This window comes from Flavobacterium sp. GW821-FHT12A05 (genome assembly GCF_058807735.1).
Genome location: NZ_JBXAQY010000002.1, coordinates 582,294 through 608,952, shown reverse-complemented (window position 1 = coordinate 608,952; position 26,659 = coordinate 582,294). Strand labels below are relative to the sequence as shown.

Here is a 26,659-nt window from a genome sequence, read left to right as displayed (position 1 = left end):
AATAAATCTATATAAAAACCAAATTTGAGTTATGGAAACAAGTGTCAAAAAAAATGTATTTACACCCGGAAAATGGGAAACAACATTAAATGTTCAGGACTTTGTATTAAAAAATGTTACTCCTTATAAAGGAGATGCCTCTTTTTTAGCCGGGCCATCACTAAAAACTACAAACTTGTGGAATATCTGTAAAGCCGAGCTTTTAAAAGAACGCGCCAATAACGGATGTCTCGCAATAGATGTAACAACTATCTCAACCATAAATTCATTTCAACCCGGTTATATTAATAGAGAAGATGAAGTTATTGTAGGCTTGCAGACTGACCAGCTGTTAAAGCGTGCAATGAAACCTTTTGGCGGTATTAAATTAGTAGAATCTGCTGTAAAGGAAAGAGGACTAGAAGTGTCAGACCGAGTTTTGGACATTTTTAATTATGCTAAAAATCATAACGAAAAAGTTTTTGACGCTTATGATAAAGAAATTAGAGATTACCGCTCTAAACACATTTTAACAGGTTTACCTGATAATTATGCCCGCGGACGTATTATAGGTGATTTCCGTCGTATGGCTTTGTACGGAGTAAATCAGCTTATTGCTTTTAAACGAGAAGATCATGCAAAGGTTTCGGGAGAAATGACCGAACATAAAGTTCGTTTGCGCGAAGAAATTTCGTCTCAAATCAGTGCCCTGCAGGATATGCTTATAATGGCTGCAGATTATGGATTTGATATTTCGGGTCCTGCACAAAATGCAAAAGAAGCAGTGCAATGGGTTTATTTTGCTTACTTGGCTGCTGTAAAAGAGCAAGATGGAGCTGCAATGTCATTAGGAAATGTTTCATCATTCCTTGACATTTACATAGAAAGAGATCTAAAAGAAGGATTAATTTCAGAAGAGGAAGCTCAGGAATTAGTAGATCAATTTGTGATGAAGCTGCGAATGGTTCGTCATTTACGACCTGGTGCTTACGATGAAATATTTGGAGGAGATCCAACCTGGGTTACAGAATGTATTGGCGGAATGTTTAATGACGGAAGAACAAAAGTGACCAAAACATCTTTTAGATTTCTGCAAACCTTATACAACTTAGGTGCATCACCAGAACCAAATTTAACCGTTTTATGGTCAGAAGATCTTCCGCAGGGATTTAAAGATTTCTGTGCACAGGTTTCAATCGATACATCGTCTATCCAGTATGAAAACGACGATTTAATGAGAACAACCAGAGGTTCTGATGATTACGGAATCGCCTGTTGTGTTTCTCATCAGGAAATAGGTAAATCAATTCAGCATTTTGGAGCACGTGCCAATCTTCCTAAGGCTTTATTAATTGCCTTAAACGGAGGACGAGAAGAACGTGGCGGTACCTTAATCATGAAAGATATTCCGTTTATAAACGACGAAGTATTAGATTATAAAGTAGTAAACATTGCGTTTAAAAATGCCCTTAAAGAGCTAGCTCGAGTATATGCTAAATCAATGTATATTATTCATTATATGCACGATAAGTATTATTACGAAAGAGCGCAAATGGCCTTGATCGATTCAGATCCGCATGTGGATATTGCTTATGGAGCAGCAGGAATTTCTATTATTGCCGATTCCTTATCTGCCATAAAATATGCAACTGTAAGACCTGTAAGAGATGAAAACGGACTTACGGTAGACTTTAATATCGAAGGAGATTATCCTAAGTTTGGTAATGATGATGACAGAGTAGATTCGATTGCTAAGGAAATAACGTCTTTCTTTATTAATGAACTTAGACGTCATGAAGCCTATAAAAATGCAACGCCAACGCTTTCGTTATTAACTATTACTTCAAATGTAATGTACGGAACAAATACAGGCGCTACTCCTGACGGACGTAAAGATGGCGAGTCTTTTGCACCGGGAGCAAACCCAATGCACGGACGTGATTCGAGCGGTGCTATTGCTTCTTTAAATTCTGTTGCAAAATTAGATTATAACGATGCACAAGACGGTATTTCGAATACTTTTTCAATGGTTCCGAAATCTTTAGGAGACACCAGAGAAGAACAAGTAAGCAATTTAGTAAACGTTCTGGATGGCTATTTTGAACAAATGGCGCATCATTTAAATGTAAACGTATTAAATCGCGAAACGCTTCAGGATGCCTACAATCATCCCGAAAATCATCCGCAATTGACCATAAGAGTTTCGGGTTATGCTGTTAATTTTGTGAGATTATCGAGAGCACATCAGCTCGAAGTTATAGCGCGTACTTTTCATGAAGCCATGTAATCAGGCTATGAAAAGTTTAGATAGGCTGGCTGGGATTCGCCAGCCTATTTTTTATTTAATTTTATTAAAAAACTATGTATTTTCCATTGCAAGATATTGATGCTGCTCAACTAAATATTGACGATCCGGATCATTTAAGAATACATTCTCTTGAAACTTTTGGAACTCATGACGGACCCGGCATAAGAATGGTTGTGTTTGTTCAGGGATGTCAGTTTAGGTGTTTGTATTGCCAAAATCCAGATACGCTTGATGTTAAAGGAGGTTCTTTGGTAGAAATTGAAGAATTGGTAAAAAGAGCGATTCGTCAAAAAAGTTATTTTGGAAAAACAGGCGGTGTTACAGTTTCGGGCGGAGAACCCTTGCTTCAAAGAAATAAACTAATTCATTTCTTTAAACGTCTGCATGAAGAAGGAATCAATACTTGCCTTGATACAAACGGCAGACTAAACAACAATCAGGCACAAGAACTTTTTGATAATACAGATATTTTATTGTTAGATGTAAAACACATCAACGACGAAATACACCATCAATTAACGGGTTTAACCAATAAAAACACATTAGAAGTTGCAGCTTATCGAGAATCTACCGGTAAACCAATGTGGCTGCGATATGTTTTAGTTCCCGGCTGGACAGATCAACCGCAATATCTGGAAGAATGGGCACAACATTTTACCTCTTACAAAACAGTCGAACGTGTCGAAATTATCCCTTTTCACCAACTTGGATCTCAAAAATGGGAACTCCTTAAAATGAACTATCTGCTTAAAGATACTCCCGCGCCAACAGCCGAAAGTAAAGCAGAAGTATTGGCAATTTTTAATAAATACTTCAAAAATGTAATCCTAAAATAGAAAGTTGTGTTAGCCTGAAGATGTAGAAAATCCTATTTTAATTCGTCTATTTTGTTGACTGAAATCCTAAATAAAACGTATTTTTGACGTTTAGATGAGAAATCTAAAATCTACAATCTGAAATCTAAAATAACAAATGAACTGGGAACAACTTTTATCATTAAAACGTCAAGGCGATACAAACAAAAGATTACGTGTAGAACAAGACGATACACGATTAGGTTTTGAGGTCGATTATGACCGAATTATTTTTTCGGCTGCGTTTCGATCTTTACAAGATAAAACTCAGGTAATTCCGCTTTCTAAAACAGATTTCGTACACACCAGATTAACGCATAGTTTAGAAGTTTCGGTTGTAGGAAGGTCTTTAGGACGTTTGGTAGGAAAAAAAATAATCGAAAAATATCCTGATTTAAAAGAAGTTCACGGTTATCACATGAATGATTTTGGAGCTATTGTTGCAGCAGCATCTTTGGCGCACGATATAGGGAATCCGCCTTTTGGACATTCTGGAGAAAAAGCAATTGGAGAATATTTCTCTACCGGAAAAGGATTAAAATTTAAAGATAAACTAACGGCAAAACAATGGCAGGATCTAATTGATTTTGAAGGAAATGCCAATGGATTTTCGGTATTAACGGCAAGCCGTCCGGGAATCGAAGGCGGACTTCGAATTTCATACGCTACTTTAGGTGCTTTTATGAAATATCCAAAAGAAAGTCTTCCGAAAAAGCCAACCAATAATATTGCAGATAAAAAATACGGTTTCTTCCAGACAGACAAAGCTTTTTTTGAAGAAGTCGCTGCTGATATGGGATTAATCGCCAATAAAGAAGATGGAGATATAGGTTTTGAAAGACATCCTTTGGCTTATTTAGTCGAAGCAGCAGATGATATCTGCTACACGATTATCGATTTTGAAGACGGAATAAATTTAGGCTTAGTATCTGAAGATTATGCTTTAGAATATTTAATCAAACTTGTAAAAGATAATATCGGCGTTGCTAAATACAAATTACTGGAAACAAAAGAGGACAGAATTAGTTATTTGCGTGCTTTGGCCATTGGAGCTTTAATTAATGATGCTGTAGATGTTTTTATAGAAAATGAAGAAGCCATTATGGCTGGAAATTTTCCTTTTGCCCTAACGGATAAAAGCAAATACAAAGCACAGATGAATGATATCATCAACTTGAGTGTTGAAAAAATTTATCAGAGCCGTGAAGTTATCGAGAAAGAAATTGTAGGTTATCAAATCATTCAAACATTGCTGGATAAGTTTATCACGGCATTTAATAACAAATACGAAGGAACGGCTTCAAATTATGATAAATTGATCCTGAAAATGCTGCCGGAAAAGCACCATTTAGACAAAGGCAATTTATATGAGCGCCTGCTTCATATCTGTCATTATGTTTCTCTTTTAACAGATGGGAATGCATTAGAATTATACGAAATGATTCAGGGACGAAAAAAGAATTAAAACCTGATTATACCATAAAAAACAGCCCGTAAAATATTTTACGGGCTGTTTTTTTTATATGAAATGTTGTTATTTATTGAAAAGCATAAACTAAACCAACTCCTAAAACTTGTCTTAACTGAGCTCTCGGTCCGTCGTTAACCTGAGATTTTGCTCCTGTTGCAGGATCAATCACATCTTTTTTAGTTTTAATATCATCATCATACACTAAGTGAACTCCAATATTTGCTTTTACATAAGCATTTACCACAAGATCCAAACGAGTATCATAATCGACATCGACATTTCCAAAACGGTTTAAATAATCCGTATACAAGCTTAATCTGTTTTCGTAAAAAATGTTTTTATAGATTTCGTTTTTCATATATCCCGTAAGAAGGATACCAAATTCCGCTTTTACTTTTTGCCCTTCCTTAACCAAAATTTGATTGTTTGGGTCTAAAGGATCTGGCTCATATATCGCTTTTTTAACACCAAAAGAACCTTGATTTGCTAAATATTGATCTAAAACCAAAGTAGTTTTTAATGTAATAGGAGAGAAGTAAAAAGTTCTGTTTTTCTTTTTGTTTGAATTCTCAGCTCCGGCTCCAAGGAATACATAAGCTGGTGCGAAAGGCTTAGAGATTGCAATATCACGATTTGGATAATTGTAACCGTTTGTAAATTGCGTATTGAAATTAAACTTAGCCGAATAATACCAATTTGAAATCGTATCTTTTCTAAATCCGTATGTTGAATTGATTAAAAGAGCGTCATCTGTTTTTCTAAGTTCTGTACCGTCTTGTTTATTTAAACCATATTTAACGATCATCTCGTTGAACCACTTATGATTGCCTTTTATGTAAGTTCTTCCAAATTCGCCTTTAAATAAACCCGAAATAGAACTTGTTCCCCCCGCACTCCAGTTTACAAATGCGATTTCAGAAATGTCAAAACCAAGCTGATTTTTTTTAGTCCAGTTAGAAGGTGGTTTAGGCTGTTGATTTGGGTCTAATGTTGTTTGTATAATTTGTGCAAAATTCTTTGACGTACACAAAAGCAACAAAAGCAAGAAGGTGGAACGTAATAATTTCATTGATTTTAGTTTTTTTTTATGGTGCCGCAAAATAATTATTTTGTGCCGTTAGAAAAAAGATTTATTAAACTTTTAACGTCAATTTTACACAATTGTTGCAGTTGCGGTACGGTTCCGTGCTCAATAAACACATCAGGAATACCTAAAATTTCGACGTTATTTTTATAGTTATTTAAAGCCGCAAATTCTAAAACGGCGCTTCCAAAACCACCATTTTTCACACCATCTTCTATTGTAATAATGTTTTCAAAAGTTGAAAAAATAGTGTTTAATAAATTGATATCCAAAGGTTTAATGAATGGAAAGTCGTAATGGGCAAGAGTTGCTGCATTTTCGCATTCGGCTAAAGCCTGAATTACATTATTTCCAATTGTTCCTGTAGATAAAACGGCTGTTTTTGTACCGTTTTTTAGACAATTTCCTTCGCCGATTTTAATTTTTTCATAATGTCCGAAATTTTCTACTTCCCAATCAGGCACAAAGCCGCGCCCTCTCGGATATCGTATAGCAATAGGATTATTCAGACCCAATTGGGCAGTATATAAAATATTTTGAAGCGCAATTTCATTAATTGGCGCATAAATAATCAGGTTAGGAATGCAGCGCAGATAAGCAATATCAAAAACACCATGATGCGTGGCGCCGTCTTCGCCAACTAAACCTGCCCTGTCCAGACAAAAAATGACAGGTAAATTCTGCAAAGCCACATCATGAATAACCTGATCGTAAGCGCGCTGTAAAAAAGTCGAATAAATAGTACAGTAAACAATCATTCCCTGCGTTGCCATTCCTGCAGCAAGAGTTACGGCATGCTGTTCTGCAATTCCAACATCAAAAGCACGATCCGGCAGTTCATCCATCATAAATTTTAAAGAACTTCCAGATGGCATTGCAGGCGTGATTCCTATTATTTTTTCATTCTTTTTGGCTAAATCTAAAACCGTTAAGCCAAAAACATCCTGAAATTTTGGAGGAAGATTTTCTTCTTGTTTTAAATGAATTTCTCCCGTTGAAGCATCGAACTTTCCAGGAGCATGGTATTTTACCTGATTTTCTTCGGCTTGTTGCAGACCCTTTCCTTTTGTAGTAACAATGTGAAGAAATTTAGGACCTTTTATTTTTTTCAGCCTGTTTAATTCTTTAATCAAAGCTGGAAAATCATGTCCTTCAATAGGCCCCGAATAATCGAAATTCAGTGATTTTATAATATTATTCTGTTTCGGATTTTTTCCGTTTTTAACCGCAGTCAGATATTTTTTTAAAGCCCCAACACTAGGATCAATTCCAATAGCGTTGTCGTTTAAAATTACTAAGATATTAGCATCTGTAACTCCCGCGTGATTTAAACCTTCAAAAGCCATTCCGCTTGCGATTGAAGCATCTCCAATAACCGCAATATGCTGTTTATTGATATCGCCCTTTAGTTTTGAAGCAATCGCCATCCCGAGTGCTGCCGAAATAGAAGTAGAAGAATGCCCAACGCCAAAAGTATCATAAACACTTTCGTCTCTTTTTGGGAAACCGGAAATCCCGTCTATTTGTCTATTGGTATGGAAAATTTCTCTCCTTTCGGTTAAAATTTTATGTCCGTAAGCCTGATGCCCAACATCCCAAACCAATAAATCATCGGGTGTATTAAAAACATAATGCAGTGCGATTGTCAATTCAATTACGCCTAAACTCGCTCCCAAATGTCCTTCTTTTACAGAAACAACATCAATAATAAACTGGCGGAGTTCCTGAGCAACCTGAGTAAGCTGTTCTTCTTTTAGAAGACGTAAATCAGCAGGATTTTGTATGTTAGAAAGTAAATTGCTTTTCATTGTAAGGTAAAAAGCAAATTTACGGTTTTAAATTTAATTTCCTTGCGGAGTCTTATTTCAATAAAATAGGAACAGAATATTGCATTCTGATTTTTTTTCCATTTGATTCTCCGGGCATCCATTTAGGGCATAAACTCAAAACTCGGATAATTTCTTTTTCCAAAGGTTCTTCAACCGCTGGAGAGCATTCAAGAAAAGAAACTGAACCATTTTTTTCGACTGCAAATGCAAGTGTAAAATTGAGTTTCCAATAATTTACGCTTTCTGGCTTTTTGTATTCTTTCATAAAAAAGCTATGAAATTGGTCAATACCGCCTGGGAATTCGGCGTTAGAATTTGAAGGAGATTTTACAGGCACCGAAGAATCTTCTTTTTTTGATTTATCGGACTTTGAGGTTTTGATGTCTGTAATTTCTTTTTCAGTTATTGGTGTTGCATTTTTAAGTTCGACGTGATTTATTTTAGATGATGTTGGAACAATAGTGCGGTCGGTGTTGTTACTATCTATTGAAATTTCTTTAGAAACCATTTGCTTTTTTTTAATGGTATCTTTTACAGTTTGGGCATTTTTAACTTTCAGGTTTTTATCTTCTTTATTTTGACAGCTGAATAGAATTGTTCCGATAACTACAGACAACGGCAGTAAAAAAATGATATAATACTTGGTTTGAGTAGTTATTTTGTATTTTCTTTCCATGTTTGAATTTCAAAGTTTAAATGTAATAAAAATTAAAATGTAAAGTTTTACTTTTGCAATTATGATAAATCCTTTTACCGACGAGTATTTCATGAAAAAAGCTTTGCAGGAAGCAGAAATGGCCTATGAAAAAGGCGAAATTCCTGTTGGAGCTGTAATTGTTGTTGCCGATAAAGTAATTGCAAGAAGTCATAATTTAACCGAATTACTAAATGATGTTACGGCTCATGCCGAAATGCAGTCGATAACCGCAGCAGCAAACTTTCTAGGCGGTAAATATTTAAAAGATTGTACTTTGTATGTTACGCTTGAACCTTGTCAAATGTGTGCAGGAGCTTTGTACTGGAGCCAGATTTCTAAAATTGTATTTGGAGCACGAGACGAACAAAGAGGTTTTTTGGCAATGGGAACAAAACTGCATCCAAAAACTACTGTAGTTTCCGGCGTAATGGCCAATGAAGCTGCAGATCTTATGAAACGTTTTTTTCTCGAAAGACGTAAATAATTCCTAGATTAGAATGACAGACTTCTCTATAATAAAAAAGCTTTTTGGCATCACTGAATCTAATGGTTTTGCTGAAAATGAAATTCAGGCTGTAAAAGATATTTTTGGAGATCTTCCAGAAGTTTTCACTGATTATTATAGGGAATTGGGGAAGATTCAAAATCTAAACTACACTCAGGATTATTTAATAATTCCGGAACGTTTTCAGTATTATAAAGATAACGACTATTTGATTTTTTATACCGAAAATCAGCGTGCTTGTGTTTGGGGAATTCATAAAGACGATTTGTCGATTCCGAATCCGCCGGTTTACATGAGTTATGATCAGGAAGAATGGAATTTGGAAACCAAAACCTTAACCGATTTTTTTACTGCAATGGCTTTTCTTCAGGCTGGTTTTGCGTTGGAATTTCCAGATAATACATTTTATGAAATAGAGCCTACGGATCTTGATTTTATCATCAAAAATTATTCAGACAAAGCAGTGTCATTTAAACAATGGCTTGAAGGAATACAATTTTACGGAAACCATGATGATGAGGTTATTATAATTACGGGTGGTAACCAAATGTTTTACGCAGCAAATTCGCAACAACATTTTACCGACATGGATGAGGTCTTGTCTAAACTTGGAGAAGAACTTTAATAATTTCTGGTTTTTTTATTGTATTAGAATAAGTATGTCATGTAAAGACATACAAATAACAAAAATCCGTTAAAACAGACAATATTGTAAAATGTATTTTCAGAAAAACCGTTTTTTGAGAGTAGTATTTTTATGCTTATTCCCAGTGAAAAAAGGAGGATAAGGCAGGTATAGAATTGAATTCCATTAATACTTAAGCCACTGGAAAGTATGTTGGTATAATCTCTTGTTTCAGACTTAACCTTTGTTACAATTTTAAATAATAAAGAAGTTTCAGTTGCGATATTATTTTCTTCAATTAATTCTTTTGCTGTAGAAAAAGTTAATCCACTTTGTGTGTAATAGTGATAAGAAATTTTTTGTTTAGATTTCCCGGAAGTTTGAACAGTGTAATGAGTAATTACATCATTAGTTTTTGAAGCGGGTAAAATATAATAATCTGCAAAAATAATTAAAACGAAAAATATTATTACACCTAAAAGATATATAATTACATTTTTGTTTTTAATAATAAATTGATTTTCAGAGGAATATTTTTGTGAATTGCTTGGCATCATATAAAAATTAAAACGTACGAAATATAGTATATTTATTATTTAATTTCCTAGAAAACTTCAACAAAAGTTAAATAATCATTACTAGAGAATTTTCTTCTTAAAGCAACGGGAAAATATTTTACATTTATCGTAATTTAATTTGTAATTTGCTGTTATTGCTGATAATGGTAAATTATATTAAATTTCTAATTGCTAACCCATAACTCCAGATAAAAGTGAAAGTAAAAGGATTAAGTCTCGTATTTTTTGTGTTTTTTATTTTTCAGTCCTGCGGCAGAAAATCGGCGGCAGATTTCAATTCAGATTTTTCACTATTTAAAGATTATATAACCAGTTTTACGGGCGGCATCGTTTCTTCGGATTCTGATATTCGTGTGGTTTTGGCTTTCGATAAAAACGACTGGAAACCCAATCAGGAATTAGATGACGATTTGTTTGATATTTCACCAAACGTTCACGGAAAAGTGGTAGCGCTTTCTACCAATACAATTGCGTTTATTCCGGAGAAAAAGCTAAAAGCAGGAACAGAATACCAAGTTACTTTAAACCTGGATAAACTGACTGCTATTCCGAAAGAGAAAGAAAAAGAGTTGTCTAAATTCAACTTTACGGTTAAAACGGTTAAACAGGATTTTACCATAAATACAGGTGATATTCAATCGTACAACAAAGAATACCAATATTTAAACTGCGTTTTAAAAACAGCAGATAATATTGATCTTGAAACAGCAAAAAAATTAGTTGAGGCCAAACAAAAAGGGAATGATCTTAAAGTTAAATTTGAGAAAGTATCCGGTCCTGCAAAAGAATTCCGTTTTATAATAGACAGTATTCAGCGTCATTCAGAAGCATCAAATCTTGAAATTATTTACGATGGAAATGATTTTGATATCGATCAAAAAGGGCAAATCGATTTTCCTATTACGAGCATAAACGAATTTAAAATTGTAAAAGTTGAGGTTCCGGACGGAAACAATCAGCAGGTTTTAATTAATTTTTCTGAACCATTAGAAAAAGGTCAGGATTTTAAAGGATTAGTTTCCATTCAAAACACCAATAACTTGAAATTTTCTACACAAGGAAATTTATTAAAGGTATATTTTACAAATGAAGCGGCAGCCAAAAAAGAACAGCCGGCTCCGGTTGTTGAAGAAGTTGCCGCTGTAACAGTAGATTCTGCAGCAGTTGCCGTAGACTCAGCAGCTGTATCGGTAGATACTGCTCAGGTTGAAGATATAGTAGAGGTTGTTCCAGACCAAGAACCGGAGCAAGTGATTACGGGAGAATTGCTTCTGGAAGTTTTTCAGGGAATTGAAAGCCAGTACGGCAAAAAAATGGAAGCGAACTATACAGAGAAAATTTCTTTCGACCAGATAAAACCAAATGTTCGTTTTATTAAAAACGGAACGATTCTGCCGAGTTCAAATAATTTAAAATTAAATTTTGAAGCTGTAAACTTGAGTGCTGTTGATGTAAAAGTGTATAAAATTTACAAAAACAATATTCTGCAGTTTCTTCAGTACAATGAATTAAACGGCGGACAAAATCTTAAGAAAGTAGCGCAGCCAATTGCTAAAACGACTCTTAATTTAAAAGAAAGCACACTCGTAAATCTTACCAAATGGAATACGTATGCTTTAGATTTATCTAAAATTATCAAACCAGAACCGGGAGCAATTTACAGAGTTGAATTTGAATATAAAAAGAAATATTCGCTTTATAAATGCGAAACATCAGACGGAAATGATGACGAAACAGAGGAAGAAGAAGTAGATGAAAATGATGTAAACTACAGCGGTAACTCTTACGACGATTATTACTATGATGATTACGACTGGAGAGAAAGTCAGGATCCGTGTACAGGATCGTATTATTATAATGCCAAAATTGCAACCAATATTTTGGCTTCAGATTTAGGCGTTATTGCCAAAAGAGGAGAAAATAAATCGTATTTATTTGCTGTAAATAATATCGTTACGACAGAACCAGTATCAAACGCAAGAGTAGATTTGTATAATTTTCAACAGCAAAAAATAGCCTCGCAAGCGACAAGCAGTGAAGGAATTGCCTCTTTCCAGCTGGATAAATTTGCTTATTTTGCGATTGTTACTTTAGGCGATCAGTCTACTTATGTGAAACTTGACGACGGACTTTCGTTATCGGTTAGTAATTTTGATGTTGCCGGAGAGACTTTACAAAAAGGATTGAAAGGATTTATTTACGGAGAAAGAGGTGTTTGGCGTCCGGGAGATAATTTGTATTTGTCTTTTATTTTAAATGATGCTTCGAATAAACTTCCAAAATCGCATCCAATTAAATTTAGGCTGAATGACCCGAACGGAAAAACGGTTTATCAAACGGTTCAAAAAGCAAATGACTTAAATCATTATGCCTTTACGGTTCCTACCAATCAGGACGCGCCAACCGGAAATTGGGAAGCCATGGTAAGTGTAGGAGGCGCAAGATTCTATAAAAGCATTAAAATAGAAACGATTAAACCAAATCGTTTAAAAATCAAAAATACATTTACCAGAAAAACACTTTCATCATCGTATCCAAATACAGATAATATAGAAGTAACTTGGCTTCATGGCGCTATTGCAAAGAACCTGAATGTAGAAATGCAGGCTAAGTTCTCGCAGCAGACTACGACTTTTAAAGGATATGAAAAATATACTTTTGATGATTTGGTTCGTCAGTTTAGTACAGAAGAAATCAATGTTTTTTCAGGGAAATTAAACGAAAACGGAAAAGCATCAGTCAACATTCAGCCAAGATTACAAGGTCAGGCACCGGGAATGCTGCGTGCTTCGTTTATCACAAAAGTATACGAAGAAGGTGGTGATTTTAGTACCGATGTTATTTCGACAACCTATTCGCCATACAAAACCTATGTCGGGCTTAAAGCACCTGAACCAAACAAATACAGTATGCTTGAAACCAGAACAGCAAATCGTTTTGATATTGTTACGGTTGATGAAAACGGAAGACCAAAAGCGGTTAGAAATCTGGAAGTAAAAGTATTTAAAGTAGATTGGCGCTGGTGGTGGGATTCATCAAGCGATAATTTATCTAATTATAATTCGTCGAATGCTACAACTTCCTATAAAACTTTTATAGTTAATACGGATTCAAACGGAAAAGGAAGTATTCAATTTACCTTGACTGATGAAGAATGGGGACGTTATTTAATTCGAGTTTCAGATCAGCAAGATGGTCATGCAGCAGCTTTAACCGTAAATATCGATTGGCCAATTTGGTCTGGAAAAACACGTAACAGAGATGCTTCTACAGCCAATATGTTAGTTTTTTCTACAGATAAGAAAAATTACGCCGTTGGAGAAAAAGCACAAATATCTTTCCCATCAAGTGAAGGTGGACGTGCTTTGATTTCTATAGAAAACGGTTCAAGAGTAGTGCAGACGCTTTGGGCAGAAACTAAAAATGGCGAGACAAAAGTCGAAGTTCCAATTACCGGAGCAATGGCGCCAAATGTTTATTTTAATATTACATTATTACAGCCTCACGCTTCGACTAAAAACGATTCGCCAATTCGTATGTACGGAATCGTGCCAATTGAAGTAGTAGATAAAAATACCATTTTGGCACCAACCCTTAATATGCCGGATGTCTTGAAACCAGAACAGCCGTTTACTGTTAAAGTAGGCGAGAAATCAGGCAGAGAAATGACGTATACAATTGCGGTTGTCGACGAAGGGCTTTTAGACTTAACCCGTTTTAAAACACCAAATGCATGGGATAGTTTTTATGTTCGTGAAGCACTTGGAGTAAAAACATGGGATGTTTACGATGATGTAATTGGCGCTTATGGCGGAAAAATAAATCAGATTTTCAGTATTGGAGGAGATCAGGATTTAGGTGGTGGAAAAGCTAAAAAAGCAAACCGTTTTAAACCGGTTGTATTGTATTACGGTCCGTTTAAATTAGGAAAAGGAGAAACGAAATCACATCAATTAAAATTACCAAAATACATTGGTTCGGTTAGAACGATGGTAGTTGCCGGAGATGCTGCAACAAGTGCTTACGGAAGCGTAGAAAAAGCGACTCAGGTTAAGAGTCCGTTGATGGTTTTAGCTTCGTTGCCGAGAAAAATTTCGCCATCAGAAAAAGTGACACTTCCGGTGACTGTTTTTGCTACCGAGAATAAAATCAAAAACGTTTCAATTCAGATAAAAACCAGCAACGGATTAAAAGTAGCTGGAAGTGCCGTTCAAAAACTGAGTTTTGCACAGCCAGACGAAAAAATGGCTTATTTCAATTTAGTTGTTGGCGCTGCAACCGGAATTGCAAAAGTGCAGGTAATCGCGACTTCAGGAACCGAAAAATCGGTTTATGAGGTTGAAATCGATATGACAAATCCAAATCCGGTTACGAGTACTTTTACCGATATTATATTGGCTCCAAACAGCACTAAAACACTTTCGTGGAAAACATTTGGAGTGGCTGGAAGTAATAAAGCGAGATTAGAAGTTTCGTCTATGCCATCAATGAATTTGAACGGAAGAATGCAATTTTTAATTCAGTATCCGCATGGTTGCGTAGAGCAGACAACATCATCGGTTTTCCCGCAATTATTTTTAGGCGATGTTGCTGATATTGATACTAAACGCAAAGAAATCATTCAAAAGAATATCACAGCCGGAATTGCAAGATTGGGCAACTTTCAGTTATCAAACGGCGGATTGCCTTACTGGCAGGGGAATGCAATTGCTGATGATTGGGGAACTTCTTACGCTGGACATTTCTTAATTGAAGCAGAGAAAAAAGGATATGTACTGCCAATTAATTTCAAATCAAAATGGCTTTCATATCAGCAAAAAGAAGCAAAACAATGGCGTTTTGAACCAAAATACGGAAATGATTTGGCTCAGGCGTATAGATTATATACTTTGGCTTTAGCAGGAAATGCTGATTTATCTGCCATGAACAGACTTCGTGAAACAAAAGGTATTTCGAACGAAAGTAAACTTCGTTTGGCAGCTGCGTATGTTTTAGCCGGACAAAAATCGGCAGGGCAGAGTTTATTCCTAAAAACAAGTATTGATGGAGATTCAGACGGATACAATTATTACTATTATGGTTCAAGCGAAAGGAACAGAGCAATGGCGCTGGAAACAATGCTGCTTTTAGGACAAACGCAAAAAGCATTTGCAATGGCGGTAAAACTAGCCAAAGAAATGTCGGCTAATCAATGGATGAGCACGCAGACAACTGCGTATTGTTTGTATTCGATGTCGAAATTTGCAATCAGCAACGGTCCAAAAGGAATCAATATTCAGTTTAGTAAAAACGGAAAAGAAGAAACAATAAATACTAGTAAATCGGTTGCAGATCGTAGTTTGTCAGTTTCGTCAGGGACTAATAGTATTACGCTGAAAAGCAACAAAAACAATACGATTTATGTTCGTGTTCTAAATACTGGAATATTACCAATAGGACAAGAAAATGCGGTTCAAAGTGATGTTTCGGCTAGTATTGTGTTCAAAGACAGAAAAGGAGGCGTAATTAATGTTTCGAGAATTAGTCAGGGAACAGAATTTATTGCCGAAGTTACCATTAAAAACCAAAGAGGAGAAAGTGTTCAAAATGTCGCGTTATCTCAAATTCTGCCTTCCGGATTCGAAATTGTCAATACGCGTTTTACGGATTACGGAGATGCAGTAAATAATATTGCCGACTATATTGACATTCGCGACGATAGAACCAATTTCTACTTCGGAATGAAATCAAGAGAAACCAAAGTTTTCCGAATTCTGCTAAACGCATCATATTTAGGGAATTATTATCTGCCTGGCTTACAATGCGAAGCAATGTATGATAATACATTCCTAGCCAGAACAAAAGGGTTCTGGGTTGAGGTTGTGAAATAAATTATTAGTACACATATCCTAACAGGTTTCCAAAACCTGTTAGGTATTATATTAAGTTTTTAGAAGAAGAAAAAAACATACCTAACAGGTTTTGGAAACCTGTTAGGATAATAAAAAGAATAAGATTGTGGAGAAGGATGTTTTTGAGGCAGGCCAATATTATCATGTTTATAATAGAGGAAATAATAGTGAGAATATTTTTATTGAAGAGAAAAACTACAATTATTTTTTAGAAAAACTTAAAAAATATATTTTGCCAATTGCCGATGTTTATGCTTATTGTTTGCTCAAAAATCATTTTCATATTGTTCTGCGAATAAAAGATAAAATTGACCTACCCGAAAAGTTTAAAGAAAAGATACATTTACCATTTTCGAATTTATTCAATTCTTATTATAAAAGTATAAATAAGGCTTATGATAGAACTGGAAGTTTGTTTCAGGAACATTTGCAAAGGAATAGGATTGAAAGTGAAAAATATTTGAAACAATTAATCATGTATGTTCATTTGAATCCTGTAAAACATAAGTTTTCTAAGGATTTTCAATCGTATAGACATTCATCTTATCGTTCTTATTTATCGGACAAACAAAGCAGTCTTGATCGGGAATTTATTCTGGAATTATTTAACGATTTAGAAAATTTTATATTTTGTCATGATGAAAGGAAGTTAATTTATGAAGGAGTTCTTAATGATGTAAATTTACTTGACCAATAGAAAATTGTATTCGACTATCCTACCAGGTTTCCAAAACCTGTTAGGTATTTTAGATAAAGAAGATGTTTTTTTTGGAATGAATAAGGAATATATAAGAGGTTTTCAAACCTGTTAGATATTGCTAGATAAAGAAGATGTTTTTTTGGAATGGATAAGGAATACCTAACAGGTTTTTAAAACCTGTTAGGATACGAAACAACAATGTAATTTTGAAAAATAAACTTATAGCGTTTTTCCAACGCATTATAAACTGGATAAAAAGAAATAAAATAAAATCAGCAATTGCATTTGTGCTCTTGCTGATTTACTATTTTTCGATACCCCGAACTTTATTTAAAGAACCTTACTCGACCGTTATTGAAAGTAGAGAAGGAGAATTACTCGGCGCTAAAATTGCCCGCGACGGACAATGGCGTTTTCCTGCGCAGGACAGCGTTCCGGATAAATTCAAAAAATGTATTGTTTATTTTGAAGACGAATATTTTTATAAACATCCGGGATTTAATCCGGTTGCCATGGTAAATGCTTTTAAACAAAACAGAAAAGCAGGAAAAGTGGTTAGGGGAGGAAGTACTTTAACCCAGCAGGTAATCCGATTATCCCGAAAAGGAAAAAACAGAACCTATTTTGAAAAAATAATCGAAATTATTCTCGCAACCAGACTAGAGTTGGGTTATTCTAAAAATGAAATTCTCGAAATGTATGCAGCCCATGCACCATTTGGAGGAAATGTTGTAGGACTGGAAATGGCTTCGTGGCGGTATTTTGGCGTGCAGTCGAATCAATTATCGTGGGCAGAAAATGCAGTTTTGGCCGTTTTGCCTAATGCGCCAAGTTTAATTTACCCCGGAAAAAATCAGATAAAATTACTCAACAAACGCAATCAGCTTTTGCTAAAACTGCATAAAGAAGGAGTAATCGACAAGCAGACTTATGAGCTTTCGGTAGAAGAACCTTTGCCTCAAAAACCGTACGATCTGCCGCAAATTGCACCGCATTTATTGCAGAGAACAGCCAAAAATGAAGAAGGAACCAGAGTAAAAACCACGATTGATTATGCGCTGCAGAACAGAGTGAATCAAATCGCGAGGTATTATTACAATCAGTACAAACAAAATGAAGTTCATAATCTGGCTATTTTGGTAATTGATGTTCAAAATAGAAATGTAATGAGTTATGTTGGGAACGCTCCAACAGACAAAGATCATCAAAAAGATGTTGATATTATTGATGCGCCAAGAAGTACAGGAAGCATCTTAAAACCGCTTTTATACGGTGCAATGTTAGATGACGGCGAATTATTGCCTAATACTTTAGTAGCAGATATTCCAACGCAGATTTCCGGATATACGCCTCAAAATTTCAATCTCACTTTTGATGGCGCGGTGCCTGCTCATAGAGCTTTGTCGCGTTCGTTGAATATTCCGGCCGTTTTAATGCTTCAGGAATTTACGGTAAATAAGTTTTATGAAGAACTGCAAAAATTCAAATTAAAGAATATTAATAAAACGCCGGATCATTATGGATTATCGCTTATTTTGGGCGGAGCCGAGAGTAATTTGTGGGATTTATGCCGAACCTACGCTAATTTGTCTTCGACATTAAATTACTACTCTAAGCATCAGGATAAATACCGAACAAATGAGTTTACAGAACTAAATTATAAAAATGATTTTAAGCCCGATTTTGGATCAGAAACTGATCAGAAGAATATTTTGGGTGCAGGATCAATTTGGTTAACGTATAACGCAATGGAAGAAGTTAACAGACCAGAAGGAGACGAAGCCTGGAAGTTTTATGACAGCTCATTGAAAATTGCCTGGAAAACAGGAACAAGTTTTGGGAATAGAGATGCATGGGCAATAGGAACAAATTCCAGATACGTAGTTGGAATTTGGGTTGGAAATGCAACAGGAGAAGGACGTCCGACATTAACTGGAGTTACCAGCGCCGCACCAATTTTATTCGACGTTTTTAATTTACTGCCAAGACAAAGATGGTTTGATACGCCTTATAAAGATTTGTCCGAAGTTGAGGTTTGCCGTTTAAGCGGTTATTTAGCAAAAGAAAATTGTCCGAAAATCAAACAGTGGGTTTCTAAAAAAGGAAAATCGACAAAGGTTTGTCCGTATCATAAAACCATTCATTTAGATAAAACAGAACAATTTCAAGTAAACAGCAGCTGCGAAAGTGTCGAAAATATTGTAACTAAAAATTGGTTTGTACTGCCTCCGGTCATGGCTTGGTATTACAAAAGCCAGCATATCGAATATCTGCCTTTGCCTCCATTTAAAGAAGGCTGCGAAGGAACGCAAACCACCACAATGGATTTTATTTATCCAAAAGCAAACAGCAAAATCTACTTAACCAAGGATTTTAACAGCAATGTACAGCCGGTAATTTTAAAAGTAGCGTATTCTGAAAGAGATAAAGAATTATTCTGGTATGTTGATGATGTATATAAAGCAACAACCAAAACTTTTCATGAACTGCCCATTACACCAACAACAGGAATTCATTATATTACCGTTGTAGATGGTTCCGGGAATGAAATCAGACGCAGAATTGAGATTGTTAGGGAATAAAAATTTAAAGAAAATTCCAAATTCCAAGCTTTTTGTCAGGCTGAGCGAAGTCGAAGCCCACGTACCAATTGGAGTGCCCTTCAACTTCGCTCAGGGTGACATCAAAATAGTTTTACAATAATTCGTGAATTCGTGGCTAAAAAAAAGGCACAAAAAAACCGTCTCGTTAAAAAACGAGACGGTTTTTAATTTATTCTGAAATAACATTTCCTTTTTTATCATAGAAATGGTATTCTAAGTACGTGTAAGCGTCACGAGGTATGATTTTCACCCATTTCTTATGTTCAAAAAACCATTTTGAACGTAATGATGGAAAACCTTTGCTGAGGTATGCAGCCACAAAAGGATGTGTGTTTAACACAACTTTATTGTGGGTTTTTAGAAGTCTTTCTAAATCAGAAGTGATCTTGTCAATTATTAATATTGGTGCTTCAATCTCACCGTTGACTTTATTAGGATCTTCTTCTCTTGTTTTTATATTAACTTCTGGTCTTACTCGCTGTCTTGTAATCTGGACTAAACCAAATTTACTTGGCGGTAATATTTTATGCTTTGCTTTATCGTCGCTCATTTCTTCTCGCAAGAAGTCGAACAAAACTTTCCTGTTTTCAGGATTAGACATATCGATAAAATCAACTACGATTATACCGCCCATATCTCGCAGACGAAGTTGTCTTGCGATTTCTGCTGCAGCAATCATATTTACTTCCATGGCCGTGTCTTCCTGGTTGGTCGCTTTATTCGAACGGTTTCCGCTGTTTACGTCAATAACGTGAAGAGCTTCAGTGTGTTCGATAATAAGGTAAGCGCCCTTACTCATAGAAACGGTTCTGCCAAAAGAAGTTTTGATTTGTCTCTCTATATTGTATTTCTCAAAAATTGGAGTGTCATTTGATTGATAAAACTTAACAATCGATTGTTTTGAAGGTGCAATTTCTTGCAGATATTCCTTCGTTTGATGGTACAACTCTTCGTCATCTATTTGAATACCGCTGAAGGTATCGTTGAATACATCTCTTAATATCGAAGAAGCTCTGTTAAGCTCTCCTAATACTTTTGATGGATGATGAGCAGTTGGTAATTTTTTACACATTGCAGACCATCTGCCAAGCAGGTTCTGCAAATCTTTTTCTAATTCGGCTACGTTTTTGCCTTCGGCTACTGTACGAACAATAACACCAAATCCTTTTGGTTTGATCGATAGAACAAGTTTTTTTAGACGATCCTTTTCTTTTTTGTCTTCTATTTTTTGAGAAATAGAAACTCGGTCAGAGAAAGGAACTAGAACGATAAATCTTCCAGCCAATGAAAGCTCAGCACTTATTCTTGGGCCTTTGGTCGATATAGGTTCTTTAACTACTTGAACTAAAACAGATTGATTGGCACTTAAAATATCAGTAATGATGCCATCTTTGTCAATCTCTTTTTCAAACTGAAAGGTTTTTAGGGAGAAATCTTTTATTTTACCTGCGCTTACAAGTTTTATGAATTTCAGCTGAGAAGCTAAGTTTGGTCCTAAGTCATGATAATGTAAAAAGGCGTCTTTTTCGAAGCCTACATTTACAAAAGCAGCATTAAGTCCGGCAACTGGTTTCCTGATTTTGGCAATAAAAATATCACCAACCTGAAAGTTGCTTTTCTCTTCTTCTTTGTGTAATTCAATTAGTTTTCCATCTTTTAATAAGGCAAAATCTACGGCTTCAGAACTAGATCTAATGATTAATTCTTTATTCACACTGTAAATTTTTATCTGTTTTTTCAGAAAATAGAAAAAGAGAGAAGAGTATAGATTAATAAAAATCTAAAATCTTAAGTCTAAAATCTAAAATCTTATCTACAGATGGATTAAACAATATTTTAACAGGTATTGAACCCGGGGGAATTTTAGTTGGCAGTTTTCAGTATCAGTTAGCAGTTTTAGGCTGCATACTGTGACTGTTGACTGAGACTAAATTCCAATTTCAATGAACGTTTAAAAAGAAAAAAGTAGTTTAAAACTACTTTTTCTTTTTGTGACGGTTAGCTCTCGCTCTTTTTTTACGTTTGTGAGTAGCTACCTTATGTCTCTTTCTTTTTTTACCACTTGGCATATCGTGTCAGATTTTATGTTAATTAATAGTATTATTTTGCTTCGTTGTTCGTTTTTACTCCTTCTACAAAAACTTTTGCAGGTTTAAACGCAGGGATGTTGTGTGCTGGAATTTTGATTGTCGTGTTTTTAGAGATGTTTCTACCAGTTTTTTCAGCTCTAGTTTTTACAATAAAACTACCAAAACCTCTTAGGTAAACATTGTCTCCAGTTTCTAAAGAAGTTTTAACTTCTTCCATGAACGTTTCTACTGTTGCTTGAACATCTCCTTTTTCAAGACCTAGTTTTTCCGAAATTTTCGCTACGATATCTGCTTTCGTCATTTTCTTTCCTATTTTATTTTATAAATGGTGTACTATTTTTTTGAGTTTGCAAATATAGGAATTAAAAAAATAATTAATCAAGCTAATTCGTTAAATTTTAATTACATAAACATTTACTTTTGCATTTTAATGATTTGCCGATGGATTTTCATAACAAACTGATAAAATGGTATTTACAAAACAAACGTGATCTCCCATGGCGAAAAACGGCCAATCCGTACGAAATTTGGCTCTCAGAAATTATGCTCCAGCAAACGAGAGTTGCGCAAGGAATGCCTTACTTTTTTGCATTTACAAAGGAATTTCCTACTGTTTTTGATTTGGCAAATGCATCCGAAGAACAGGTTTTAAAGCTTTGGCAGGGACTAGGATACTACTCCCGCGCAAGAAATTTGCATCAAACTGCTAAATATATTGCTTTCGATTTAAACGGAATATTTCCTCAATCCTATAAAGAATTACTTCATTTAAAAGGAGTAGGCGAGTATACAGCGGGCGCAATTGCTTCTTTCTCGTATAATGAAGCCGTTCCTGTTGTCGACGGAAATGTATTTCGTGTGCTTTCCCGTTATTTTGATTTAGAATTGGATATCGCCCTGCCGGCAACCAAAAAAGAATTTACGAAATTGGCTTATGAATTAATGCCAAAAGATAACCCAGCAGTTTTTAATCAGGCGATAATGGAATTTGGAGCACTGCAATGCGTGCCTAAAAGTCCAAATTGTTCGATTTGTGTTTTTAATGACAGCTGCTTGGCGTTACAGAAAAAGAAAGTGGACAGTCTTCCTGTAAAATCTAAAAAAGTAAAAGTTACTAATCGGTTTTTTAATTATTTGATTTTAGAAGATGTTTTAGGAAATACTTCTATTCAAAAAAGAACTGCAAAAGGCATCTGGCATAATCTGTATGAGTTTCCTCTTTTGGAAACCAGCGAAATTGTAGATTTTAACTATGTTTCAGAAGCGACATCAAAAAATATATTTTCTTCCTATACTATAATAGGTATAGAAGAATGCAGTGAAGCGACCGTAATTCATAAACTTTCGCACCAACATCTTCATATTCAGTTTTGGAAAATTAAAATTAAAGAAACAATCGAAAACGGTATTAATTCCGTACAATTAAAAACTTTTCCTTTTCCAATTGTTATTTACAATTTTATAGAAAAGCAGGAAATAATTTGCTAAAAAAATGTATCTTTGATAGAAATACAACCAAAAACTATGAATGGAACATTAAATAAAGTCATGCTTATTGGGCATTTGGGTGATGATGTAAAAATGCATTATTTTGATGGAGGAAACTGTATTGGCCGCTTTCAGCTGGCTACAAATGAAGTTTATATTAATAAAACAACCAACGAAAAAATAACCTCTACAGAGTGGCACAATCTTGTTGTGCGCAATAAAGCTGCAGAAATTTGCGAAAAATACCTTTCTAAAGGAGATAAAATATATATTGAAGGACGTATAAAATCACGTCAATGGCAGGCAGAAGACGGAACTACAAAATACACAACCGAAATTCAGGTTACGGAGTTTACTTTTCTGACTACCAAAAAAGAAACTTCAAATCAGAGACAAAATCACGATCAGGAATCAACAAAAAATACTAACTTTGATGCTCCCAGCGAAGGCCTGCCTATAAACGACCTGCCTTTTTGATTGTTTAACTAATCTTATGTAATTTGGACCCGGAGCCCAGTTTATTTTTAAATACCACTTTAGACATCAATTTGATAATTGGTTTTGTCGGAATATTTATTTTGCTGTTTTTGTCAGCAATTGTTTCAGGTGCCGAAGTTGCACTTTTTTCTTTATCTCAAAAAGATATCGACGAGACGCTTCAGGAAAATGGTTCAAAAGGAAAAATTATTTCTGATTTACTGGATAAACCCAAAAAACTTTTAGCAACATTATTAGTAGCTAATAATTTTTTAAATATTGGAGTTGTTATCCTGTTCTCTTTTATAGGAAGAAATATTTTTGGAGGCATAGACTCTGCTGTTTTAAAATTTATTTTAGAAGTAGCTCTGGTTACTTTCTTAATTTTATTGTTTGGAGAAGTGCTGCCAAAGGTTTACGCAAGCCGAAACAACGTAAAATTTGCCAAGCGTTTTGCTTACTCCATTTCAATTTTAGATAAATTACTCTCGCCAATAAGCTTGCCTATGCGCAGCGTTACTTTATATTTGCACAATAAATTAGGAAAACAAAAGAATAATTTCTCTATAAACCAGCTTTCTCAGGCATTGGAATTAACAGATTCTGAAGGAACATCAACAGAGGAACAAAAAATATTAGAAGGAATTGTTTCTTTTGGAAATACCGATACCAAGCAGGTTATGAGTCCAAGGATTGATATATTTGCTTTGGAAATATCAGAACCGTTTTCGGCAATCTGTCCTAAAATAATCGAGAAAGGATTTTCGAGAATTCCCGTTTATCGTGATAATATTGACCAGATAGAAGGCGTTTTGTTTGTTAAGGATTTACTGCCTCATATTGATAAAGACGATTTTGACTGGGCTTCTTTAATAAGAGAACCGTTTTTTGTTCCTGAGAATAAAAAGCTTGACAACTTATTAAAAGATTTTCAGAGTCTTAAAAGTCACCTGGCAATTGTGGTCGACGAATATGGCGGAACTTCCGGATTAGTTTCTTTAGAAGATGTAATCGAGGAAATAGTAGGCGATATAAGCGATGAATTTGATGATGAGAATTTAAATTTTTCTCAAATCGATGAAAAGAATTTTCTGTTTGAAGGAAAAATTAACCTTAAAGATTTCTACAGGATTGTCGATGTTAATGAAGATATTTTCGAGTCTCGTAAAGGCGAAGCCGAAACATTGGCCGGATTTATTCTGGAAATTTTAGGCAATTTCCCTAAAAAAGATCAAAAAGTAGCTTTTGAAAACTGTGTTTTTACAATAGAAACCGTCGATAAAAAGCGTGTAAAACAAATAAAAGTAACAATAGAATAAATGTTTAAAAGAATAATTTCGGTCGCGTTAATTTTGCTGACACTAACGGTTGTAAGCTGTAAAGACGATGTGCTGCCAAAACCTGCAAGTTTTTTAAGATTAGATTATCCTGAGGCGAAATATGTCAATTTTGAAAACAATTGCCCGTTTGCTTTTCAGATGAATGAAGATGCGGTTATTAAAGGCGAAAAAGAGTGCGGATTTGCGATTACCTATCCAAAGATGAAAGCAACGATATATTTAACGTATAAGCCTGTAAATGGCGATATTGAGAAGCTTTTAAAAGATGCTCAAAAGCTAACTTACGAACACGTTATTAAAGCCGATGATATTTTAGAACAGCCGTATTTAAACCCTGAAAAGAAAGTATACGGAATGTTTTATCAGGTTGACGGAAATGCAGCTACAAACTCTCAGTTTTATGTTACCGATAGTACGAGACATTTTATAACAGGATCGGTTTATTTTTATGCAAAACCTAATTTCGATTCGATTATGCCGGCTGCAAGTTATATCAAAAATGATATGCAGCGATTAATGGAAACTTTAAAGTGGAAATAAGAAATAAAAGAAATAACAAAAACGGCGTTCAAATTTGAACGCCGTTTTTGTTTTGGTAAAGCTTTGAGCTTACGATTTGAAGTTTAAAACTTTATATGTTTTTCCGTCTCCGGTTCCCTGAACTGTCTTAGTTAAGTTTTCCTGATTTTGAACCGTTTTGTCAAATACAACAGTAGCGGTTTTTTTGTCGAAATCTACAGTAGCTTTTTCAACGCCGTCTAAATTAGATAATTCTTTTTCGATTGTTTTGGCACATCCCATTGCACAAGTCATTCCTTCAATTTCGAAGCTTGCAGTTTGTACATTTTCAGCTGCAATTGCTTTGTGTTCTTTAGAAGCTGCTTCCAGAGGTTTTATATTAGCCAGATTTTTATCTTCTTCTTTTTTGCAGCTAACGAATACTAAACCAGCGATGGCAAGCGAAGCTATGATTTTTGTAAATTTCATTATATATGATTTTAATTGAGTAATTGTGTTCTTTGCAAAATTAGTAAAAAACGAGAGGTCAGTTCACAAAAATAGTACAAATTTGCAGGAAAATAGTTTATATGGATGCAAAACAATTAAAGTGGGCTTACTTGCTGGTCTTGTCCTTGATTTGGGGAAGTTCTTTTATTTTAATCAAAAGAGGATTGGTTGGCTTAACCGCAATTCAGGTTGGTTCGTTCCGAATCATTTTTGCAGCACTTTTTTTGTTGATTGTTGGTTTTAGAAGCTTAAGTAAAATTTCGCGCCGACAATGGAAATTTGTCGCCATAACGTCTTTCTTCGGGACTTTTACTCCGGCTTTTCTTTTTGCCATTGCCGAAACCGAAGTTGACAGTTCTATTGTGGCGATTTTAAATTCGCTTACACCTTTAAATACGTTGATTTTAGGAATTCTTGTTTTCGGAATCCAATTTCAAAAGAGACAGGTTTTGGGAGTTTTTGTTGGTTTAGCTGGTTGTTTACTATTGGTTTTAAGCGGAGCATCGTCGCATCCGGGACAGAATTACTATTATGTTATTTTGGTTGTTATTGCTACGCTTAGTTATGCTGTAAATGTCAATTTGATTAAGAAATATTTATCTGATTTAAATTCGTTGAGCATCACAACAGGAAATTTCGCGGTATTGCTTATTCCGGCTTTAATCATTCTTGGTACAACAGATTTTTCGCAGAGAATGCATCTTGAAACGGCACAGCATTCGATACTTTTTGTTATGATTTTGGGGATTTTAGGGACTGGAATTGCGAATGTTTTGTTCTTTAAATTAATTCAGATTTCCTCGCCTGTTTTTGCAACTTCCGTAACGTATTTAATCCCGATAGTCGCTTTTTTCTGGGGATTATTAGATAATGAAATGCTGACGCCAATTCAGTTTTTTGGTGCTTTTATTATTTTGATTGGAGTTTATTTATCGGCTAAGAAGTGATTTTTAGTTATGAATTATGAGTTATGAGTTATGAGTTATGGGTTAGGAGTTAGGAGTGAAGGGGCTTCGACTTCGCTCAGCCTGACAAACGAGAAATAAAAAAGAGCTTTGTCAAAGTTTTAAACTTTGACAAAGCTCTTAAAATCTTAGCGCCTTAGCACCTTAGTCTCTCAGAACCTTAGTCC

At 35.0% G+C, this 26,659-nt stretch carries 20 protein-coding genes; 13 read left to right on the top strand and 7 right to left on the bottom strand.

The genetic code is table 11. The annotated features are described in order from the left end of the window. The first annotated feature begins 31 nt into the window (after positions 1–31). The 3 genes from pflB (at position 32) to AC1RRQ_RS05955 (ending at position 4,606) form a co-directional block, all read left to right on the top strand. Positions 32–2,266, top strand: a complete 2,235-nt coding sequence (gene pflB, locus AC1RRQ_RS05965) for a formate C-acetyltransferase (RefSeq protein WP_493022101.1) — start codon at positions 32–34, stop codon at positions 2,264–2,266. A 74-nt stretch (positions 2,267–2,340) separates the two neighbouring features. Further along, the gene (gene pflA, locus AC1RRQ_RS05960; RefSeq protein ID WP_493022100.1) at positions 2,341–3,123 is read left to right on the top strand and encodes a pyruvate formate-lyase-activating protein; all 783 of its coding nucleotides are present in this window, start codon (positions 2,341–2,343) and stop codon (positions 3,121–3,123) included. A 136-nt stretch (positions 3,124–3,259) separates the two neighbouring features. Continuing rightward, positions 3,260–4,606, top strand: coding sequence for a deoxyguanosinetriphosphate triphosphohydrolase (locus AC1RRQ_RS05955; protein ID WP_493022099.1), 1,347 nt, complete (start codon positions 3,260–3,262; stop codon positions 4,604–4,606). A 73-nt stretch (positions 4,607–4,679) separates the two neighbouring features. On the opposite strand, the gene AC1RRQ_RS05950 is transcribed toward AC1RRQ_RS05955, so the two are convergent. The 3 genes from AC1RRQ_RS05950 to AC1RRQ_RS05940 are packed head-to-tail and all read right to left on the bottom strand — an operon-like array spanning position 4,680 to position 8,201. Next, positions 4,680–5,681, bottom strand: a complete 1,002-nt coding sequence (locus AC1RRQ_RS05950) for a DUF3078 domain-containing protein (RefSeq protein ID WP_493022098.1) — start codon at positions 5,679–5,681, stop codon at positions 4,680–4,682. 35 nt (positions 5,682–5,716) lie between these two features. After that, positions 5,717–7,504: a 1-deoxy-D-xylulose-5-phosphate synthase gene (locus AC1RRQ_RS05945; RefSeq protein WP_493022097.1), complete on the bottom strand. Its 1,788-nt coding sequence runs from the start codon at positions 7,502–7,504 to the stop codon at positions 5,717–5,719. Between the two features lie 52 nt (positions 7,505–7,556). Next, positions 7,557–8,201 carry a hypothetical protein gene (locus AC1RRQ_RS05940; RefSeq protein WP_493022096.1) on the bottom strand — a complete coding sequence of 215 codons (645 nt, stop codon included), beginning with the start codon at positions 8,199–8,201 and terminating at the stop codon, positions 7,557–7,559. 61 nt (positions 8,202–8,262) lie between these two features. Between AC1RRQ_RS05940 and AC1RRQ_RS05935 the strand changes: the two genes are divergently transcribed. Together AC1RRQ_RS05935 and AC1RRQ_RS05930 are read left to right on the top strand one after the other, a co-directional pair. After that, entirely contained in the window at positions 8,263–8,706 is a 444-nt protein-coding gene (locus AC1RRQ_RS05935; protein WP_493022095.1) for a nucleoside deaminase, read from the top strand. Positions 8,707–8,719: 13 nt separating this feature from the next. Then, a complete protein-coding gene (locus tag AC1RRQ_RS05930) occupies positions 8,720–9,352 on the top strand; it encodes a hypothetical protein (RefSeq protein ID WP_493022094.1) in 633 nt (210 codons plus the stop codon). A 23-nt stretch (positions 9,353–9,375) separates the two neighbouring features. Here the strand turns inward: AC1RRQ_RS05930 and AC1RRQ_RS05925 are convergent, their stop codons facing one another. Then, positions 9,376–9,906 (bottom strand): hypothetical protein, encoded by a 531-nt coding sequence (locus AC1RRQ_RS05925; RefSeq protein WP_493022093.1) that lies wholly within the window; start codon positions 9,904–9,906, stop codon positions 9,376–9,378. 218 nt (positions 9,907–10,124) lie between these two features. On the opposite strand from AC1RRQ_RS05925, the gene AC1RRQ_RS05920 reads away from it, so the two are divergent. The 3 genes from AC1RRQ_RS05920 to pbpC all read left to right on the top strand — a co-directional run bounded on the left by AC1RRQ_RS05920 (position 10,125) and on the right by pbpC (position 19,103). Then, a complete protein-coding gene (locus AC1RRQ_RS05920; RefSeq protein ID WP_493022092.1) occupies positions 10,125–15,800 on the top strand; it encodes an alpha-2-macroglobulin family protein in 5,676 nt (1,891 codons plus the stop codon). A gap of 127 nt (positions 15,801–15,927) precedes the next feature. Further along, positions 15,928–16,518, top strand: a complete 591-nt coding sequence (locus AC1RRQ_RS05915) for a transposase (RefSeq protein WP_493022091.1) — start codon at positions 15,928–15,930, stop codon at positions 16,516–16,518. Between the two features lie 209 nt (positions 16,519–16,727). Continuing rightward, positions 16,728–19,103: a penicillin-binding protein 1C gene (gene pbpC / locus AC1RRQ_RS05910; RefSeq protein WP_493022090.1), complete on the top strand. Its 2,376-nt coding sequence runs from the start codon at positions 16,728–16,730 to the stop codon at positions 19,101–19,103. Between the two features lie 190 nt (positions 19,104–19,293). Here pbpC and AC1RRQ_RS05905 read toward each other — a convergent pair whose 3' ends face one another. Together AC1RRQ_RS05905 and AC1RRQ_RS05900 are read right to left on the bottom strand one after the other, a co-directional pair. Beyond that, positions 19,294–20,838: an Rne/Rng family ribonuclease gene (locus AC1RRQ_RS05905; RefSeq protein WP_035645529.1), complete on the bottom strand. Its 1,545-nt coding sequence runs from the start codon at positions 20,836–20,838 to the stop codon at positions 19,294–19,296. A 386-nt stretch (positions 20,839–21,224) separates the two neighbouring features. Next, positions 21,225–21,515, bottom strand: coding sequence for an HU family DNA-binding protein (locus AC1RRQ_RS05900; protein WP_007805026.1), 291 nt, complete (start codon positions 21,513–21,515; stop codon positions 21,225–21,227). Positions 21,516–21,655: 140 nt separating this feature from the next. Here AC1RRQ_RS05900 and mutY point away from each other — a divergent pair, with 140 nt between their 5' ends. The 4 genes from mutY to gldD are packed head-to-tail and all read left to right on the top strand — an operon-like array spanning position 21,656 to position 25,059. Beyond that, a complete protein-coding gene (gene mutY / locus AC1RRQ_RS05895) occupies positions 21,656–22,702 on the top strand; it encodes an A/G-specific adenine glycosylase (protein ID WP_493022089.1) in 1,047 nt (348 codons plus the stop codon). Positions 22,703–22,738: 36 nt separating this feature from the next. After that, positions 22,739–23,179: a single-stranded DNA-binding protein gene (locus AC1RRQ_RS05890; RefSeq protein WP_493022088.1), complete on the top strand. Its 441-nt coding sequence runs from the start codon at positions 22,739–22,741 to the stop codon at positions 23,177–23,179. Positions 23,180–23,202: 23 nt separating this feature from the next. Next, the gene (locus tag AC1RRQ_RS05885) at positions 23,203–24,498 is read left to right on the top strand and encodes a gliding motility-associated protein GldE (RefSeq protein ID WP_493022087.1); all 1,296 of its coding nucleotides are present in this window, start codon (positions 23,203–23,205) and stop codon (positions 24,496–24,498) included. Beyond that, positions 24,499–25,059: a gliding motility lipoprotein GldD gene (gene gldD, locus AC1RRQ_RS05880; protein ID WP_493022086.1), complete on the top strand. Its 561-nt coding sequence runs from the start codon at positions 24,499–24,501 to the stop codon at positions 25,057–25,059. Positions 25,060–25,128: 69 nt separating this feature from the next. On the opposite strand, the gene AC1RRQ_RS05875 is transcribed toward gldD, so the two are convergent. Then, positions 25,129–25,506: a heavy-metal-associated domain-containing protein gene (locus tag AC1RRQ_RS05875; protein WP_493022085.1), complete on the bottom strand. Its 378-nt coding sequence runs from the start codon at positions 25,504–25,506 to the stop codon at positions 25,129–25,131. A gap of 101 nt (positions 25,507–25,607) precedes the next feature. Here AC1RRQ_RS05875 and AC1RRQ_RS05870 point away from each other — a divergent pair, with 101 nt between their 5' ends. After that, positions 25,608–26,474 (top strand): DMT family transporter, encoded by an 867-nt coding sequence (locus AC1RRQ_RS05870; RefSeq protein WP_493022084.1) that lies wholly within the window; start codon positions 25,608–25,610, stop codon positions 26,472–26,474. The last annotated feature ends 185 nt before the right edge of the window (positions 26,475–26,659 follow it).